The organism is Tardiphaga sp. P4_G1 (assembly GCF_056401215.1).
The window spans coordinates 78,588-96,050 of record NZ_JBFUJU010000011.1 but is presented as its reverse complement, the minus strand read 5'-3'; the positions used below and the strand labels follow the sequence as shown (position 1 = coordinate 96,050).

At 62.3% G+C, this 17,463-nt stretch carries 18 protein-coding genes and 1 pseudogene; 10 read left to right on the top strand and 9 right to left on the bottom strand.

All coding sequences use genetic code 11. From position 1 onward, the window contains the following. Positions 1-234: pseudogene (locus tag AC1DUY_RS24555) on the top strand (aromatic amino acid exporter YddG); the annotation flags it as partial. Here AC1DUY_RS24555 and AC1DUY_RS24550 read toward each other — a convergent pair. The 3 genes from AC1DUY_RS24550 to AC1DUY_RS24540 form a co-directional block, all read right to left on the bottom strand. Further along, positions 231-665 (bottom strand): cupin domain-containing protein, encoded by a 435-nt coding sequence (locus AC1DUY_RS24550; protein ID WP_478117752.1) that lies wholly within the window; start codon positions 663-665, stop codon positions 231-233. The pseudogene AC1DUY_RS24555 and the gene AC1DUY_RS24550 sit on opposite strands and share 4 nt — an antisense overlap. After that, positions 665-1,432 (bottom strand): hydroxyacylglutathione hydrolase, encoded by a 768-nt coding sequence (gene gloB, locus AC1DUY_RS24545; protein WP_441228546.1) that lies wholly within the window; start codon positions 1,430-1,432, stop codon positions 665-667. Before gloB ends, AC1DUY_RS24550 begins: the two co-directional genes overlap by 1 nt. 84 nt (positions 1,433-1,516) lie before the next feature. Next, entirely contained in the window at positions 1,517-1,864 is a 348-nt protein-coding gene (locus AC1DUY_RS24540) for an MliC family protein (protein ID WP_478117750.1), read from the bottom strand. 180 nt (positions 1,865-2,044) lie between these two features. Here AC1DUY_RS24540 and AC1DUY_RS24535 point away from each other — a divergent pair, with 180 nt between their 5' ends. Continuing rightward, a complete protein-coding gene (locus tag AC1DUY_RS24535; RefSeq protein WP_175368639.1) occupies positions 2,045-2,827 on the top strand; it encodes a class I SAM-dependent methyltransferase in 783 nt (260 codons plus the stop codon). A gap of 3 nt (positions 2,828-2,830) precedes the next feature. Here the strand turns inward: AC1DUY_RS24535 and xerD are convergent, their stop codons facing one another. The 3 genes from xerD to AC1DUY_RS24520 form a co-directional block, all read right to left on the bottom strand. Beyond that, complete coding sequence (xerD, locus tag AC1DUY_RS24530; protein WP_231078199.1) at positions 2,831-3,784, bottom strand: site-specific tyrosine recombinase XerD; 954 nt, start codon at positions 3,782-3,784, stop codon at positions 2,831-2,833. Between the two features lie 83 nt (positions 3,785-3,867). After that, the gene (locus AC1DUY_RS24525; RefSeq protein ID WP_231078198.1) at positions 3,868-4,278 is read right to left on the bottom strand and encodes a nuclear transport factor 2 family protein; all 411 of its coding nucleotides are present in this window, start codon (positions 4,276-4,278) and stop codon (positions 3,868-3,870) included. Positions 4,279-4,310: 32 nt separating this feature from the next. Further along, complete coding sequence (locus tag AC1DUY_RS24520) at positions 4,311-5,351, bottom strand: NAD-dependent epimerase/dehydratase family protein (protein WP_309947809.1); 1,041 nt, start codon at positions 5,349-5,351, stop codon at positions 4,311-4,313. 100 nt (positions 5,352-5,451) lie between these two features. Between AC1DUY_RS24520 and AC1DUY_RS24515 the strand changes: the two genes are divergently transcribed. Further along, positions 5,452-6,030 (top strand): TetR/AcrR family transcriptional regulator, encoded by a 579-nt coding sequence (locus tag AC1DUY_RS24515; protein ID WP_309947808.1) that lies wholly within the window; start codon positions 5,452-5,454, stop codon positions 6,028-6,030. On the opposite strand, the gene AC1DUY_RS24510 is transcribed toward AC1DUY_RS24515, so the two are convergent. Beyond that, complete coding sequence (locus AC1DUY_RS24510; protein ID WP_089262632.1) at positions 6,020-6,166, bottom strand: histidine kinase; 147 nt, start codon at positions 6,164-6,166, stop codon at positions 6,020-6,022. The genes AC1DUY_RS24515 and AC1DUY_RS24510 overlap by 11 nt on opposite strands. Positions 6,167-6,341: 175 nt before the next feature. On the opposite strand from AC1DUY_RS24510, the gene AC1DUY_RS24505 reads away from it, so the two are divergent. From AC1DUY_RS24505 to AC1DUY_RS24485, 5 genes are all read left to right on the top strand, one after another. After that, positions 6,342-6,983, top strand: coding sequence for a shikimate kinase (locus AC1DUY_RS24505; RefSeq protein WP_309947806.1), 642 nt, complete (start codon positions 6,342-6,344; stop codon positions 6,981-6,983). Further along, a complete protein-coding gene (gene aroB / locus AC1DUY_RS24500) occupies positions 6,980-8,122 on the top strand; it encodes a 3-dehydroquinate synthase (protein ID WP_478117746.1) in 1,143 nt (380 codons plus the stop codon). Before AC1DUY_RS24505 ends, aroB begins: the two co-directional genes overlap by 4 nt. 55 nt (positions 8,123-8,177) lie before the next feature. Beyond that, positions 8,178-9,527 carry a hemolysin family protein gene (locus tag AC1DUY_RS24495; protein ID WP_439073300.1) on the top strand — a complete coding sequence of 450 codons (1,350 nt, stop codon included), beginning with the start codon at positions 8,178-8,180 and terminating at the stop codon, positions 9,525-9,527. 78 nt (positions 9,528-9,605) lie between these two features. Continuing rightward, entirely contained in the window at positions 9,606-10,571 is a 966-nt protein-coding gene (locus AC1DUY_RS24490) for a Bug family tripartite tricarboxylate transporter substrate binding protein (protein ID WP_478117744.1), read from the top strand. 177 nt (positions 10,572-10,748) lie between these two features. Continuing rightward, positions 10,749-11,708, top strand: coding sequence for a Bug family tripartite tricarboxylate transporter substrate binding protein (locus AC1DUY_RS24485; RefSeq protein WP_478117742.1), 960 nt, complete (start codon positions 10,749-10,751; stop codon positions 11,706-11,708). Positions 11,709-11,762: 54 nt separating this feature from the next. Here AC1DUY_RS24485 and AC1DUY_RS24480 read toward each other — a convergent pair whose 3' ends face one another. Further along, on the bottom strand, positions 11,763-12,194 hold the full coding sequence (locus AC1DUY_RS24480; protein ID WP_441279347.1) for a nuclear transport factor 2 family protein: 432 nt from the start codon (positions 12,192-12,194) through the stop codon (positions 11,763-11,765). A gap of 268 nt (positions 12,195-12,462) precedes the next feature. Between AC1DUY_RS24480 and AC1DUY_RS24475 the strand changes: the two genes are divergently transcribed. Together AC1DUY_RS24475 and AC1DUY_RS24470 are read left to right on the top strand one after the other, a co-directional pair. Next, the gene (locus AC1DUY_RS24475; RefSeq protein WP_478117740.1) at positions 12,463-13,698 is read left to right on the top strand and encodes an amidohydrolase family protein; all 1,236 of its coding nucleotides are present in this window, start codon (positions 12,463-12,465) and stop codon (positions 13,696-13,698) included. Between the two features lie 32 nt (positions 13,699-13,730). Then, positions 13,731-14,915, top strand: a complete 1,185-nt coding sequence (locus AC1DUY_RS24470; RefSeq protein WP_175368652.1) for an amidase — start codon at positions 13,731-13,733, stop codon at positions 14,913-14,915. A gap of 94 nt (positions 14,916-15,009) precedes the next feature. On the opposite strand, the gene AC1DUY_RS24465 is transcribed toward AC1DUY_RS24470, so the two are convergent. Then, positions 15,010-17,349 carry a Tex family protein gene (locus tag AC1DUY_RS24465; RefSeq protein ID WP_338117603.1) on the bottom strand — a complete coding sequence of 780 codons (2,340 nt, stop codon included), beginning with the start codon at positions 17,347-17,349 and terminating at the stop codon, positions 15,010-15,012. Positions 17,350-17,463 lie beyond the last annotated feature (114 nt).

Here is a 17,463-nt window from a genome sequence, read left to right as displayed (position 1 = left end):
TGCGCCACCGCCGCATTTCTGGCCGTCGCCGTACATCGCTTTACGGAGGACGCCGTATGGCCATCGAGTCCGCTGGTATGGGCGGCGATCATCGTGCTCGGTGCCACCTCCTATGCGACGCCGCTGCTATCAACGACGCTCCTGATTCTGGCCGGCTTCGCGCAGGCGAGCGCGAATATTGCTTCCGCGGCAGCATTGATCGCAGCCAAGGATATGATCTGGAAGCCGGGCTAGTCAGGCTTCCAGCCCTTCGGGGCCAACTCAAACGTCGCGAAATCGAAACCCGGTGCCACCGTGCAGCCGACCAGTGTCCAGTCGCCAGTGGTGGAGGCGGCCTGCCAGGCATGCGGTGGGACAATGCCTTGCGGCTCTTGTCCAGCGGCGACGTCCGGCCCGAGCGTGATCGTGCGCTGGCCGGCGTCGCTGGCGATTTCCAGCGCAAGCGGAGCGCCCGCATGATAGTGCCAGATCTCGACGGCATCGATGCGATGCCAGCGCGAGCGTTCGCCTGATGCCAGCAGGAAGTAGATCGCCGTCGAAGCCGCCCGCCCGCCGGCATCTACGCGACTGTCGCGAAACGTCTCGCGGTAGTGGCCGCCTTCGGGATGCGGCTGCAGGCCGAGCGTTGCGATGATCTCGGCTGCAGTTGGCGTCTTGCCTGTCATCAGGACTTGTTCTTGCGTTCACGGAGTTCGCCGAAAACGTCGTCCTCGCTGAATCCCTTGAGGCGGACCGCGGCGGCGATGGCCGGATCGTCGGCGCGCAGAAACACGTTGGTCTTCTTCTCAAGCCCGAGCAGAACGGGGATAGTCGGCTTGCCGACGGCGCGCAGCTGCGCCACCTCTTCGGCGCGATTCTTCAGCGCTTCGTTGTTGGCGTCGATGCCGAGGCAGAACTTCATGTTGGCCGCGGTGTATTCGTGGCCGCAGTAGACCCGGTAGTCGTCGGGCAGTGTGCGCAGCTTCTTCAGCGATTGCCACATCATCGGATAGGTGCCTTCGAACACCCGCCCGCAGCCGCCCGAAAACAGCGTGTCGGCCGAGAACAGCGCCAGCTCGCTGTCGAACACGTAGCAGATATGGTCGAGCGTATGGCCGGGGGTCTCGAACACCCGGGCGGTGAGCGCGCCGACCTGCACGGTATCGCCTTCGGCGACGCGGAGGTCGACTTCAGGAATTGCCGTGCCCTGATCGTGCGGCGCTGTGACCTTGCAGCCATAGGTCTTCTTCAGCTCGGCGATGCCGCCGACGTGGTCCGCATGGTGATGCGTCACCAGAATATCGGTGAGCTTCCAGCCCTCGCGCTGCAGCACCTTCATGATCGGACCGGCCTCCGGCGCGTCGATGGCGGCAGTCTTCAGGCTCTGCGGATCGTGGATCAGGTAGCCGAAATTGTCGGACAGGCAGGGGAAGACGCGAATTTCAGCAGCCATGGTAACTCCGTTGGATCACGTCGTGATGCGCTCGCACATACGTGCGGCGAATTGATGGGGATGAATATGGGCGATGCATGACGGTCAGCGCGGTGTCACACATTGGCGCGCGGGCTGGCCGGCAATCTGCAGCGTGATGGTGGTCTGGCCCTTGCCGGCAATCCCGACATTGCCTTCGCCGTAGCGGAAGCCCGAGCCGGATCTCTGGATCGGCATGCGGAGCGTTTCGCCATTAGGATAGAACAGGGTGATCGACTTGCCGCCTGAATTGTAATCGACGGAGATCTTGTTGCCGCCCGGCAGTGCGGGGGTGCAGATGTAATCGACCGTCGCCGGATTGGCCTCGGCGGAGAATGGCGCGAGTGCTGCCACGGCCAGACCCGCAGCCGTCGCCGCCGTCCTTGTGATCGTTTGACCTCGGCGTGACAGCATTTTTGTCTCTCCTGCAACGACGTCGCGGCGCCTGTTTCTTCGACTAGGCCGCAGCCGGGCCGGGCTTGTCAATTGGTGCAACTCACCACCCGCGATGGTCTGGATATCTGGCGTTAACACTGCCCCGGCAATGCGCGATTCGGGGGATCGTGGGCCGCCGCAACGTGTTAGAAAGTCATCATGACCATCGATGTGATCGATCTCCGGGATTTCTATTCGCGCCGCCTCGGTATCGTGGCGCGGCGGCTAATCAATCGCGGTATTCAGGCGCATTGGCCGGATGCCGAAGGCCAGCGTGTGCTCGGTCTGGGGTACCCCACACCGTATCTCGGTCTTTTCCGGGAGAATTCCGAACGGTGCATCGCGTTCATGCCGGCGGCGCAGGGGGTGCTGAAATGGCCGACGGCAAAGCCGGCGCTGGCCACGCTGGTCGACGAATTCTCGCTGCCGCTGCCGGATGCCGCCGTCGATCGCATTATCCTGGTGCACGCCCTGGAAATGTCCGACGATCCCGAAGGTTTGCTCCGCGAGGTTTGGCGCGTGCTCGCGCCGTCCGGCCGGTTGATGGCGGTGATTCCGAATCGCCGGGGCGTCTGGACTCGCACCGACTCGACGCCATTCGGTCACGGCCGACCCTATTCGCGCTCGCAAATCACGCAGTTGCTGCGACAGACCTGGTTTACGCCGACGGCGTGGAGCGAAGCGCTGTTCATGCCGCCGGTCGGAATGGGCTGGTTTCTGCGCTCGGCGATGGCGTGGGAGCGGATTGGCGCGGCGCTGTCGATGCCGTTTGCCGGCGTGCATATCGTCGAGGCCACCAAACAGGTCTATCGCGCGATCCCCGCCAAGCGTGAGCGCTCTCGGCTGATTCCGGCACTGCAGCCGGTGCTGGTGCCGACCTCCGGGATGCGGCGCGACGATGAGACGGATCATCTTGGCGAGGCCGAGCCGCACTCGCGTTGAGCGCTATTTTTCCGCGAGCGGATGCAGGTCGCGGACCAGGCTCTTGAGCCGCTCTTCCACCACATGGGTGTAGATCTGTGTGGTCGAAATATCGGTATGGCCGAGCAGCGTCTGCACGATGCGAAGATCGGCGCCGTTATGCAGCAGATGGCTGGCAAAGGCGTGACGCAGCACGTGTGGCGACACCAGCCGCGGCGCAATGCCGGATGCTGCGGCAAGTTCTTTCAGGTCGCGCGCGAAATGCTGCCGGGTCAGGTGGCCGCTCTCGCCAAAAGACGGAAACAGCCATTTCGAGGCGGCGCTCTTTTTTGGTTGAGACTTCTGCAACTCGGCCATCGCAGCGAGATATTCGGCCATCGCCTGTTTGGCGGTTTCGTTGAGCGGCACCAGCCGCTCCTTGTTGCCCTTGCCGCGCACCACGATCATGCGGGCATCGCGGCGCGCCGCGGTGAGCGGTAGCGAGACCAGCTCGGAGACGCGAAGCCCGGTGGCGTAGAGCACTTCGAGCAGACAATAGAGCCTGGCGTCGCGCAGCCGCTGTTGCGCTGAGGCTTCGGTATTCTGTGCCTGCGCCCGCGCCTGCACCAGCATGCGGTCGACGTCTGCGATCGACAGTACCTTGGGCAGGCTGCGGCCACGCTTCGGGCCCGACAGGATGGCGGCCGGGTCGTCGGTGCGGATTTTTTCGCTGAGCAGAAAGCGAAACAGATGCCGTATGGCGGACAGCCGCCGCGCCGCGGTGGTCGATTTGAAGCCGCGCTCGTCCAGGTCTTCGAGATAGTCGCGCAGTAACTGGGTGTCGGCTGCCATGAAACTGGATTTCGCTCCGGTGGCGAATTCGGAGAAATCTTCGAGGTCGCGGCGATAGGCGTCCAGTGTATTGACGCCAGCACCTTGTTCGGCGGCGAGCATGTCGAGGAACAGATTGGAGAGCTTGGCGTCTGAGGAAGTGGTCATGTGCCATCATAACCCATGATCCGGGCTGCAGCAGCGGTTTTCACTGGCTGCAGCACCCCGGAGCGAATGCAGATCCACAAAGATCAGGCAAGCTGTGTGATCGATGTGGCCTGCGACCAGACCACCATCCACTGCCGGTCACGCATTTCATAAGCATCGGTGTGCCAATAGTCGCCTGGCGGGACCTTGTGGCCCCCGAAAACCACCTCAATGCGGGCGCGATAGCGGATCACGGCACTCATGCCATACAGCCGCACGGCAATGTCACCGGGCGTCCATGTCAGGTACTTGATGTGGCCACCTGCAACGGCACCAAGATATTCGGCTTTTGACAGTGCCGCGCCGATCGGCGTGATCAGCTGGAAGTCTGCGGCGTGCAGCGGCTCGGCCGCTGCCATGTCGGCGCTGACAAGCGCACGAAGCCGCGCGCGTTCGATACCTTGGATGGCTTCCGCTTCCGGATGCTCTTTCGGATCGATGATGGATGAGGTCATAGGCTGGTTCCGTTGTTGTGAGGTGTGGGAATTCAGGAGGTCGCGAGCAGGCCGTGGTCGATCAGGCTTTGTGCACTGGCGCGAATGGCCTCGTCGGCGGACCTTGGTTGCCAATCCAGCATTCGCTGCGCCTTCGCGGCACTGACACTCAGATCGACGTCGAGTTCGTGGACGATCATGCGCGAGCGTGCGCTGAACGGCGCCATTGCCTTGATCATCCAGTTTGGCACCTCGCCCGAGGGCAGAGCCGGGGCATAATTCGGAAATGACTGCGCCAGTACGGCCGCCATGTCGCGCATCCATAGAAACTTCCCGGCGGCAATGAAGCGCTGGCCTGACGCATCCGGATGGGTCATTGCCCTGATATGCACGTCAGCCACATCGCGGACATCGACCACCGCGATGCCGAAACGCGGCACACGTTTGAGCTTGCCGCTCATCATCTGCTGAACAAGCCCGATCGACGTGCCGTAATCCGGACCCAACAGAGGCCCGAAAATGATGCCGGGATTGATGACGGCGAGATCCAGTCCGGTTTCCGCAGCAAAGGCCCATGCCGCCCGTTCGGCCAGCGTCTTTGATTTATAGTAGGGCGTTGCTCGCTTGGCCGTCGGATCGGTCCAGTTGTCTTCCGTATACGGCGCCTTGCCGCCACCGTGGTTGGTGGCCGCGATCGAGGACGTCAGCACAACCCGCGTCACGCCTGCGCGATGCGCGGCACGTAGTACCCGTAACGCGCCGTCCCGCGCGGGTTGGATCAGTTCATTTTCATCCTTCGGAAGGCCTGCCGGAAACGGCGATGCCGTGTGGATCACATAGCTGCAGCCTGTGACGGCGGCATCCCATCCGATGTCGGAGCAGAGGTCGGCTTCGACGAAACTGAGCGAATGCGAGTCGGTTGGCGCCGCACAGATCTGCTTCGCGATCCGGTCGCAGCCGCTCATGCGACGAACGCTACCGCGAACAGAGTAACCCTTGGCCAGCAACTGCCGGGCGATATGTCCGCCCAGAAAGCCGCCGATGCCCGTGACAAGAACAATGGTCTCTCGATTGCCGACCGATCCCGAATGCATGTTCGCTCCTGTCCCATGTGGAATGCGTGAATTGGACAATTGGACTATTATTGTCTAATTGTCTTTTGACGCTTTGGACACGAACTGTCAATCTGTCTGAATGAGCGAACGAGATGCCAAAACCGATCACATTCTGGATGCCGCACTCCCGGTGTTCGTCCGCCACGGTTTCCGCAAGGCGTCCATGGCCGATATCGCGCGTGCGGCAGGAATTTCGCGGGCGTCGCTCTATCTGAGCTTCAACAGCAAGGAAGATCTGTTTCGGGCGGGCTCGACGCGCGCCCATGCGCGGACCATGCGCGATGTCGAGGCGGCACTCTCAGGCGATGGTGACGTGTTCGGCCGCATCGAGACGGCGATGGCCGTGTTTCAGCGCGAACTGATCGCCCCTTTCGCGGGCAGCGCCGACGCCATTGAGCTGTTCGACGTCAACATGGCTCTGGCCAAAGATATCACGCTCGCCGCGCGGGCCCGACTGGTTGCTCTGCTGGCGCAGGCGCTGAGCGATGCCGAGACCGCGGGCATGATTAATCTCGGCTCATTGCAAGCCAGACCCGCCGACGTCGCGGGAGTCATTGTCGCCGCGATCGATGGCATCAAGCACGCGGAGGGAGCCGGTCCGAAATTCGCGGAGGACATGCAGCTCTTCATGCGCTTGCTGCGCGCAGCTATTTCTTGAGAAACTTGTCCGGCTGGATGGTGACCGTCATGTCCCGTGGCTTCGGATTGACGAAATTGGCCAGCGCGAAGATGACGCCATAGACCACGCCGACGATCACCGCGACGACCGTCAAAAAGCGGAACAGGCTGGGCATGATCAGGGAACTCGGCGGCGAAATGGAGCGATTCGTTCCGCCGGTGGCGGTCACCCTGTCCGGATACAGACTGTAAGAGGTGCTGGCAACGCTGGCGCTGGGGGTAGTATAGGTGACCGGAATGCGGCAAACCTCTGCGATCCCTTGTCGCTCACTGATTTTGCAGGTGTTTTTGATGTCCGAGACCATCTTGCCGGCGATTGCCAGCGCCCCCCAGGAGGCCGCCATCGTCGCGGCGCTGGGAAAGCGCTCGATCGTGCTGGTGGGCATGATGGGGGCGGGCAAATCGACCATCGGCCGGCGCATGGCGACGCGGCTGCGGCTGCCGTTTGTCGATGCCGACAATGAGATCGAGGCGGCGGCCGGGATGTCGATCCCCGATATTTTTGAAGTCCACGGCGAACCGCATTTCCGCGACGGTGAGGCGCGGGTGATCGCCCGGCTGTTGGACAGTGGACCCATCTTGCTGGCGACCGGCGGCGGTGCGTTCCTGCGTGAGGACACTCGCCAGAAGATCCGCGACAAGGCGATCTCGCTGTGGCTGAAAGCCGATGCGGACGTGATCCTGCGCCGGGTCCGGCGCCGGGAGAACCGTCCGCTGCTGAAGACCGCCGATCCCGCCGCGACCATTGCGCGGCTGATCGAGGCGCGCCATCCGTTCTACGAGCAGACCGACATCACGATCGACTCGCGCGACGTGCCGCATGAGAAGATCGTTGAGGAAGGCATCATCGCGCTGCATGAGCATTTGTTCCGCCCGCACGCAGCTTCCGCCATTTCCGAACCGACAGGCGATCCCTTGAGTTCTCAACTATGACCGCCCCGCTGAAACATTCCGATCCGATCGTCGTGGACGTCGCGTTGGCTGAGCGCGCCTATGACATTGTCATCGGCCGCAATGTACTGCCGTCGCTTGGTGCGCGGATCGCCAGACTGCGGCCGGGCGTGCGCACAGCGATCGTGACCGACAGGACCGTTGCCAAGCATTGGCTCGCTGCAACGGAAGCCTCGCTGGCGGAAGCCGCTATTCCGACCTCGCATATCATTGTTGAGGAAGGTGAGGGGTCGAAGAGCTATGCGGGCCTGGAGAAAGTTTCCGAAGCATTGATCGCGGCGAAAATCGAGCGCAACGATCTCGTCATCGCGCTCGGCGGCGGCGTCGTCGGCGATCTCGCGGGCTTTGCTGCAGCGATCGTGCGCCGCGGCGTCGATTTCGTGCAGGTGCCGACCTCGCTGCTGGCGCAGGTCGACTCCTCCGTCGGCGGCAAGACCGGAATCAACTCGCCGCAAGGCAAGAACCTGCTCGGCGCGTTCCATCAGCCGGTGCTTGTTGTGGCCGACACGGCGGTCCTTGATACGCTGTCGCCGCGCCAGTTTCGTTCGGGCTATGCGGAAGTCGCCAAATATGGCGTGCTCGGCGATGTCGCGTTTTTCACATGGCTTGAAGCCAATCATGCCGACATCATGCGCGGCGGTAGCGCTCGTGAACATGCGATCGCTACCTCGTGCCGTGCCAAGGCAGGCGTCGTGTCGCGCGACGAACGTGAGAATGGCGAACGCGCACTGCTCAATCTCGGTCACACCTTCGGCCACGCGCTGGAAGCGGTGACGGGTTTCTCCGAGCGGCTGTTTCATGGCGAGGGCGTGTCGGTCGGCATGGTGCTTGCTGCGCAACTGTCGGCGCAACTCGGCATGATCGCTGAGAGCGATGCGACCCGCGTGCAGCACCATCTTGCCGATGTGGGTCTACCCACGAAGCTGCAGGACATTGCCGGCTTCGCGCAGGAAGGCCTCGCGGACGCGGATACGCTGATGGCGCTGATGGCGCAGGACAAGAAGGTGAAACGCGGCAAGCTCACCTTTATTTTGCTGGAAGCTGTCGGCCGGGCTGTCATCGCTGGCGATGTTGATCCCGCGACGGTTCGCGCCTTTCTGCATCAGAAGCTGACGGGATAGAACTGACCGTGTCCGGTTTGGGAGTTACCAAAGCTGGCGCCGTCGCAGGACTTTCATGAATTCGATTACCGTCAATCTGCTGATCGCGATCTTCCTGCTCGCCGCCAACGCGTTTTACGTGGCGGCGGAGTTTGCGCTGGTCAAAAGCCGCGGCTTCCGCGTCAAGAGCATGGTCGAGCAGAACCGCTTCGGCGCACGCCTGCTGCAGAGCATGATGGGCAATATCGAAGCCTATCTGGCCTGCTGCCAGCTCGGCATCACAATGGCTTCTCTCGGCCTTGGCTGGGTCGGCGAGCCCACGGTGGCGGCACTGCTGAAGCCGGTGCTCGATCCGCTCGGCCTCTCGGAATCCGCGCTGCACTTTACCTCCTTCCTCACCGGCTTCCTTGTTTTCTCCTCGCTGCATATCGTGATCGGCGAGCAGGTGCCGAAGACGCTGGCGATCCGGCAGCCGGAGCCGGTGTCGCAATGGATCGCCTATCCGCTCTACGCATCCTACATCCTGTTCTATCCGCTGAACTGGCTGCTCAACGCGGCGTCGCGTGGCACGCTGGCGCTGCTCGGCGTGCAGGAAGCATCGCCGCACGAGATTCTCACCGGTGTGGAGATCGAAGGTCTTGTCGGTGAATCCGCCGAACATGGCGGCATCGCGTCGGGCGAGGCTGAGTATATCCAGAACGTGTTTCGCTTCGGCGATCTCGCGGTGTCCGATGTCATGGTCCATCGCACGGCGATGGTGACGCTGAATGCGGACCTGCCATCCGAAGAGCTGGTGCGCGAAGTGCTGGCCACTGAATACACCCGCATTCCCCTCTGGCGTGAGAAGCCGGAAAACATCATCGGCGTGCTCCACGCCAAGGACCTGCTGCGCGCGATCCGCGCCGTCGACGGCGATACCGCAAAGATCGACGTAGCTTCGATCGCGCTGCCGCCGTGGTTCGTCCCGGAGATGCGTCCACTGTCGGATCAGTTGAAAGCCTTCCGTCGCCGCAAGACTCACTTTGCGCTCGTGGTCGACGAATATGGCGAAGTCGAAGGCATGGTGACGCTGGAAGACGTGTTGGAAGAAATCGTCGGCGACATCGCGGATGAACACGACGTGGTCGTCGCGGGTGTGCGCGCGCAGGCCGATGGTTCGGTGGTGGTCGATGGTTCGGTGCCGATCCGCGACCTCAACCGCGCCATGGACTGGCATCTGCCGGATGATGAAGCCACCACGGTGGCCGGCCTTGTCATTCACGAGGCGCGTTCCATCCCCGAACGCGGGCAAAGCTTCACGTTCTACAACTTCCGCTTCCGCGTGCTGCGCCGTGAGCGCAACCGCATCACCGCGCTGCGCATCGGGCCGGTGCCGACCGAGCCGGAAGTGCCGGAGAAAAAGCCGCGGGCCGGGACCTCGTTCTAGGCCATCGCCGGTCCAGTTCTTGCTTTTGCCTTCTTCCATGAGCTGCCATTCCATTGAATGGCGCAACTGGAGCGAGCGATGAACAAGTCCTGGCGATTGTCGTGCGTATTGGCCGCTGTATTGATGTCCGGCGCTGCGCTGGCCGACACCAACTGGCCAACGAAGCCGATCAAGGCGGTCAATCCGTTCGGTGCCGGCAGTGCGGGTGACGTAGTCCCGCGCCTTTTCTTCGAAAAACTGAGCACGGAGCTCGGGCAGCCGATCGTGATTGAAAATCGCGTGGGCGCGGGCGGCTCGGTGGGCACGGGCGCGGTCGCGAAAAGCGATCCGGATGGCTACACCTTGCTGTCGCAGACCAACGCCATCTCCATTGCGCCCGCGATCTTCCCCAACCTCAACTACGACACCACCAGGGAGCTGTCCTCGGTGCTGATGATTGGCTATGCGGCCAATGTGATGATCGTGCCCAACGAACGGCCATGGAAAACGATTCAGGATTTCCTGGCTTCCGCGAAGACCAAGGGCACTGTGATCAATTACGGCTCGGTGGGCGTTGGCAGCGCCGTGCATATCAGTTCGGAAAAATTCCGCGCCGCTGCCGGTTTCGAGGCCACGCATATCCCCTATCGCGGCGGCTCCGAGGTGATCACCGACATCATTGGCGGACGTATCGATTTCTATTTCTGCCCGCTGGCCACGGCGCTGCCGCTGATCCGCGAAGGTCAGGTCCGCGCGCTGGTGGTGTCGACGCCGACCCGTGTGCGCGATCTGCCGGATGTGCCGACGCCGATCGATGCCGGCCTCAAGGATGCGGACAGCTCGATCTGGTTCGGCGTGTTCGTGCCATCGAAAACGCCGCCGGAGATCGTCGAGAAGCTCTATGTGACTGGCACCAAGGTGCTGAACACGGCTGACATGCAGGCTTCGCTGAAGAAGATTGGTGTCGAGCCGATGCCGATGGAGCCGAAAGCGATGGATGAGCTGCTGGTCAAGGAAATCGCCGACAACAAGGTGCTGCTCAAAAGCGAGGTCGCGGCCAAGTAGGCGGACTGCCGGCCTTGCCAGCACGGGTGAGGCCGGCATTGTCCTTTGTCTGGGCTGGATCACCGCGCGTTTGGGCGTTGTTTTAGGCTTCAAACGGTCCGAAACTTGCTTCGTTGTCGCCGATTGGCCCGATCATTGGGCGGCCATTCCCCTCGAATGGTATTATTGGAGCGAGTAATGAATAAGCTTATGCGGTGGTCGTGTGTTTTCGCCGGTGTGCTGCTGTCGTCTGTCGCGGCGCAGGCCGAAAACAACTGGCCGAGCCGTTTGATCAAGGCCACCATCCCGTTCGGCCCCGGCAGCGCGACCGACGTGGTGCCGCGGATATTCTTTGAGCGCCTCGGGCCCGAGCTCGGTCAGACGATCGTGGTCGAGAACCGGGTCGGTGGTGGTGGCTCGATCGGCACCAATGCGGTGGCCAAGGCGGAGCCGGACGGCTACAGCATCCTGGCGCATTCTTCGGCGCTGGCGATCACGCCAGCGATCTTTCCGAACCTGCCTTATGACACGTCGAAGGACTTGTCATCGGTCATCATGATCGGCTCCAGCCCGCAAATCATGATCATTCCGAAGGAGCGGCCCTGGAAGACCGTGGACGATTTCCTCAAGGATGCGAAGGCCAAGGGATCGCAGATCAATTTCGGTTCGGTAGGCGTCGGCAGCGCCGTGCATATCAGCGCTGAGAAATTCCGCCTCGCTGCCAAATTCGAAGCGACCCACGTGCCGTATCGCGGCGGTCCGGAAGTGATCGCCGATATTCTCGGTGGCCGTATCGATTTCTACTTCTGCCCGGCGGCGACCGCTTTGCCGCTGATCCGCGAAGGGCAAGTGCGTGCACTGGTCGTCTCCACCGACAAGCGCAGCAATGAACTGCCCGACGTGCCGTCGATGACGGAAGTGGGTCTGAAGGACGGCGTCAGCGAGAGCTGGATCGGCGTATTCGTGCCCTCCAAGACGCCGCGCGAGATCGTCGACAAGATGCATGATGCTGGTGTCAAGGTGCTGGCCAAGCCGGAGATGCAGGCGGCGCTGAAGAAGATCGGCGTGGAGACGATCACGATGGAGCCGAAAGCGGTGGATGAGCTGGTCGCAAAGGAAGTCGCCGCAAACATCGCGCTGCTGAAGGATGTGAAATAAGGCGACAAGGGCTCCTCGTCATTGCGGGGAGCTCTTGCAGTGAGACGAAGCTGACTACGCTTCGATGTCCATGCGCACGAGAATGCGTTCGGCGCTGTCGTTCCAGACATCCATTTTCACGATCTTGCCGTCGCGCACGACGAAGCGATCGACATAGCGATTGCCTTCGAATGGCGTGCCGTCATGCCATTCGCCATAGAGCGTACCGGTATTGTAGACGATGGTCTCGCCATTCCCCGGCGACACGTCGGTGCGCTCCATCTTCTTCTTCACCCATTTGTAGCGCATGGCGTTGAACGCGGTGGCATCGCGCGGATGCTTGAACTTGCGACCGCCGGTGAAGGTGATCGCGACGTCGGCCGACATGAAGGTGCCGGCGGTTTCCGGGTCCGGCACCATGGAGGCGACGAGAAACCGCTCGACGAGGTCGGCAGCCTGGGCGGTTTCATCGGTGACGGGCGCAAGCGCGGTGGGGGATTGCGACATCGGGTTTCTCCTGCGGGCAGATGCTGGCGCCATCATAGCAAAACCGGTGCCAGAATTGTATTCGGTAGATGCACCAGATCGTATACAATTCTTATTTGGCGCGCCTCATTATTGGGCGTTTCTTGAAGCAAGATTTGAAGATATTGTCTTATTTTCAGATAGTTAATCAGAGGTTGAATCGCATGCGCCTTGGCACATGCCTTGCTTGCCCGCGCATATGCTTTCGCTACGTCCCGATCGGTGGCGTGGCCTCTTCAGGAGTCCTCCCATGACCTTCGATCTCATCCTGCGCAACGCGCGCATTGCCGACCGGCCCGATGGCCCGGTGGATATCGGCATTCGCGGCGGGCGGTTCGAGGCCATCGAGATCGGCCTGCCGCGCGGCGTGGCGCCGGATCAGGATGTCGGCGGCCGGCTGCTCGTGCCGGGCTTCGTGGAGACGCATATCCATCTCGACAAATCCTGTCTCCTCGGCCGCTGCAATTGCGCGAATGGTACGCTCGTGGAGGTGATCAGCGAAGTCTCCCGGGCCAAACGCGACTTCACCGAAGAGGACGTCTACGCGCGCGCATCGCAGACGCTGGAGAAAGCGATCAAGCACGGCACCAACCGCATGCGCACGCATGTGGAGGTCGATCCGCGCATCGGCCTGACCAGCTTTCGCGCGCTGAAGAAGCTGAAGCAGGACTACGCCTGGGCGATCGATCTGCAGCTCTGCGTGTTTCCGCAGGAAGGATTGCTCGACGATCCCGGCTGCGAGGAGGTCCTGCTGCAGGCGATGCGAGAGGGCGCTGATCTTCTCGGCGGCGTGCCTTACATCGACAAGGACTCGAACGGCCAGATCGCCAGGATCTTCGGCATTGCGCGGGAGTTCGGCGTCGATATCGATTTCCACCTCGATTTCGATCTCGATCCAACGCGGTCGGACTACGAAGAGGTCTGCCGCATGACGGAGGCCACAGGCTGGGGCGGCCGTGTCGCCATCGGTCATGCCACAAAGCTGTCGGCGATGCCGCCAGCGGATTTCGAGGCGGCGGCGAAACGGCTCGCCGATGCCGGCGTCGCGGTCACGGTGTTGCCGGCGACCGACCTGTTCCTCACTGGCCGCGACCACGATCACAATGTGCCGCGCGGCGTCACCTCGGCGCACAAGCTCCGTGCGCTTGGCGTGAACGCCAATATCTCCACCAACAACGTGCTGAATCCGTTCACGCCGTTCGGCGATGTCTCGCTGATCCGCATGATCAATCTCTATGCCAATGTGATGCAGGTCGGCGCCATGGACGACCTTGCCGGATGTCTCGACCTCGTGACGTCCGCACCGGCGACGCTGCTCAACCTGAAGCACTACGGCATTGCCGTCGGCAATCCTGCCGATCTCGTGGTGCTCGATTGCGAGACCAAGGCAGAGGCGGTATGCGAGATCGCGCAGCCGCTGTTCGGTTTCAAGAACGGCATCAGGACCTTCATCAGGCCGGCTGCGAGTCTGCTCAAGCCCCACTGAAGCGGGCGTCCTTTTGTCGTACGGAGACTTCGATGCCGATCAATGACACGCTCAACGCCTTTGTGGATCATGGCCACATCGAAGTGCAGACCACGACAGAGGGGCCTCTAGCGGGTTTCACCTTTGCGCTGAAGGATTTCTTCGATCTCGCCAATGTGCCGACCGGCGCTGGCAGCCCGGAATGGCTGGCGACACATCCGGTGCCGACAAAGTCGACGCCGATCGTGGATCGTTTGTTGAATGCCGGCGCGAAGCTCGTCGGCAAGACGCATACGGATGAACTGGCCTGGAGCCTCAACGGCGAGAACGCGCATTACGGCACGCCGATTAATCCCGCCGCGCCCGGCCGCATCCCCGGCGGCTCGTCGAGCGGTTCGGCCGCTGCGACCGCCGGTGCGCTCGTCGATTTCGCCATCGGCTCCGACACCGGCGGCTCGGTGCGTTTGCCCGCCAGCTATTGCGGTGTCTACGGCATTCGCACCACGCATGGTCGCATTCCGCTTGATGGCGCGGTGCCGCTGGCACCGAGTTACGACACCGTCGGCTGGTTCGCGCGCACGCCCGAATTGATGGCCGAGGTCGGCAAGGTATTGCTCGACAAGGCCCGTGCTCCGCGTCGGGTGAAGAAGGTTCTGATCGCAAGTGACCTGTTTGGCGCGGTCGATGAGAAGGTTCGTAACCTGCTGCAGCCGTCGATCGATCGCATCAAGGCGCTGGTTGGTGCGAGCGAGGAGGTGAATGTCGCAAGCGGTGAACTCAACGCTTGGCGCAACACCTTCCGTGTAGTCCAGTCGGAAGAAGCCTGGGCCGCACAGGGCGAATGGATCAAGGCGACCCAGCCGAAGCTTGGCCCCGGCGTGAAGGAACGCTTCGCGGCTGCGGCGGTACTCGATCCCGCCGAAATCGCGGCCGCGTACGCCATGCGCATGGCGATCGTTGAACGCGTGCTGTCGCTGCTGCCGACCGATACGGTGTTGCTGCTGCCGACCGCGCCGGGCATTGCGCCGCTGCGCAACACACCGGATGCGACGCTCGACGTGTTCCGCGCCCGCGCGATCGAACTGCTGTGTGTGTCCGGCCATGCCGGCACGCCGCAGGTCTCACTGCCTGTGGCAAAGCTCGACGATTGCCCGATCGGCCTGTCGATTATGGGCGGGCGCGATTGCGACGAGGATATTTTGCAGTTGGCTATGGAGTTGGGGGAGGCGCAGGCCTAACAGCCGTCATTGCGAGGAGCATTTGCGACGAAGCAATCCAGACTGCGCTTTTGGCTTCTGGATTGCTTCGCTTCGCTCGCAATGACGGGGAGAGTTACTTCGCCTTTCCGGCGCCCTTCTCGGCTGCACGGCGGAGTGCCTCTGCAAATGCACCACCGCCACTGCTCTCCTGCTTCGCCGGAGCACGCGATGTCATCTGGCGCTCGTTGAAGCGCGGGCCGCGATCGGCTTGCGGACGGTCGGCCTTGGCACCGACGGGGTCATCCATGCGCAGCGTCAGGGCGATGCGCTTGCGGGCGACTTCGACTTCCAGCACCTTCACCTTGACGATGTCGCCTGACTTCACGACCTCGCGCGGATCCTTGATGAAGGTCTTGGACATCGCCGAGATGTGCACCAGACCATCTTGATGCACGCCGATATCGACGAAGGCGCCGAAGGCAGCGACGTTGGTCACAGTGCCTTCGAGCACCATGCCGGGTTTGAGGTCGCTCAGCTTCTCGACGCCTTCCATGAACACCGCAGCCTTGAAGGCGGGGCGGGGGTCGCGGCCGGGCTTTTCGAGTTCTTTCAGAATGTCGGTGACCGTCGGCAGACCGAAGGTGTCGTCGACGAAGGTCTTCGGCTGCACCTTGCGCAGGATCTCGGCATTGCCGATCAGCGCCTTGATGTCGCTCTTGGTGGCTTCGAGAATCTTGCGCACCAGCGGATAGGCTTCCGGATGCACGCCGGACTTGTCGAGCGGATCCTCGCCGTCATTGATGCGCAGGAAGCCCGCGCATTGTTCGAACGCCTTGGGCCCGAGCCGTGGCACTTCCTTGAGCGCCTTGCGCGACTTGAACGGGCCGTTGGCGTCGCGGTGCTGCACGATGCTCTGCGCCAGACCGGTGCCGATGCCGGACACGCGTGCCAGCAGCGGCGCCGATGCCGTGTTCACGTCGACACCGACGCCGTTCACGCAGTCTTCCACGACGGCATCGAGCGACCGCGCCAGTTTGCTCTCGCCGAGATCGTGCTGGTACTGGCCGACGCCGATCGCCTTTGGATCGATCTTCACCAGTTCGGCCAGCGGATCCTGCAGGCGGCGCGCAATCGACACCGCGCCGCGCAAGGTGACGTCGAGCTCGGGCAGTTCTTCAGAAGCGAAGGCCGAGGCCGAATAGACCGAGGCGCCGGCTTCCGACACTACGATCTTCGACATCTTCAAGTCCGGCAGCAGCTTCACCAGCTCCATCGCCAGCTTGTCGGTCTCGCGCGAGGCCGTCCCGTTGCCGATGGCGATCAGATCGACCTTGTGCTGGACGGCGAGCTTGCCGAGCATGGCGAGCGACGCATCCCACTGGCGCTGCGGCTCATGCGGATAAATCGTGGTCGTTGCGACGACTTTACCGGTGGCGTCGATAATCGCGGTCTTCACACCCGAACGGAAACCGGGATCGAGACCCATGGTGACGCGCGCGCCTGCAGGTGCTGCGAGCAGGAGATCGCGCAAATTGGAGGCGAACACGCGGACGCCTTCTTCTTCGGCCGCAGTCCACAGCCGCATGCGCAGGTCGATGTTGAGATGGACCTGGATCTTGGTGCGCCAGGCCCAGCGGGTGGTTTCGGTCAGCCACTTGTCGCCGGGGCGGCCCTGATCGGAAACGCCGAAGCGATTCATGATCTTCAGTTCATAGGAACTCGGTGTGGTGGTGGCGGGCGTCGCCGGCACTGGCTCAGGCTGCATCGCGAGATCGAGGATCTCTTCCTTCTCGCCGCGAAACAGCGCGAGAATGCGATGTGACGGCAGCTTGTGCAGCGGCTCGCTGAAGTCGAAATAGTCCTTGAACTTCTCGCCTTCGGTCTTCTTGCCGGTGCGCACGGTCGAGGCCATCAGTCCATTCGACCACATCTGCTCGCGCAGCGCGCCGATCAGATCGGCATCTTCGGCGAAGCGCTCGACAAGAATGGCGCGCGCACCGTCGAGTGCAGCGGCGACATCGGCGACGTTCTTCTCGGCATTGACGAAGGCTTCGGCAACTTTCTTCGGATCGTTCTGCGGCTCGGTGAGCAGCAGTTCCGATAGCGGTTCAAGGCCGGCTTCCTTGGCGATCTCGGCCTTCGTGCGGCGCTTCGGTTTGAACGGCAGATAGATGTCCTCGAGACGGCCTTTGGTGTCGGCGGTCATGATCGCCGTTTCGAGCGCAGCGTCGAGCTTACCCTGTTCGCGCACCGATTCCAGAATCACGAGACGGCGTTCTTCGAGTTCGCGCAGATAGGTCAGGCGCTCTTCCAGCGTGCGCAGTTGCGCGTCATCGAGACCGCCGGTGATTTCCTTGCGGTAACGCGCCACGAACGGCACCGTCGCGCCGCCGTTGAGCAGTTCTACCGTCGCGGCGACTTGCTGTTCGCGCACGCCAAGTTCGTCTGCGATCTTCTGATTGATGTTTGCCACGCGTAGAGATTCCTTCGAAATTCCGTGGCGGGTCATACCGCCGTCGCAAACCGCTTATGGACCGATGCCGCACGATTCATCAACCCCGGCGGATGCAGTCGATTGTTCTGTGGA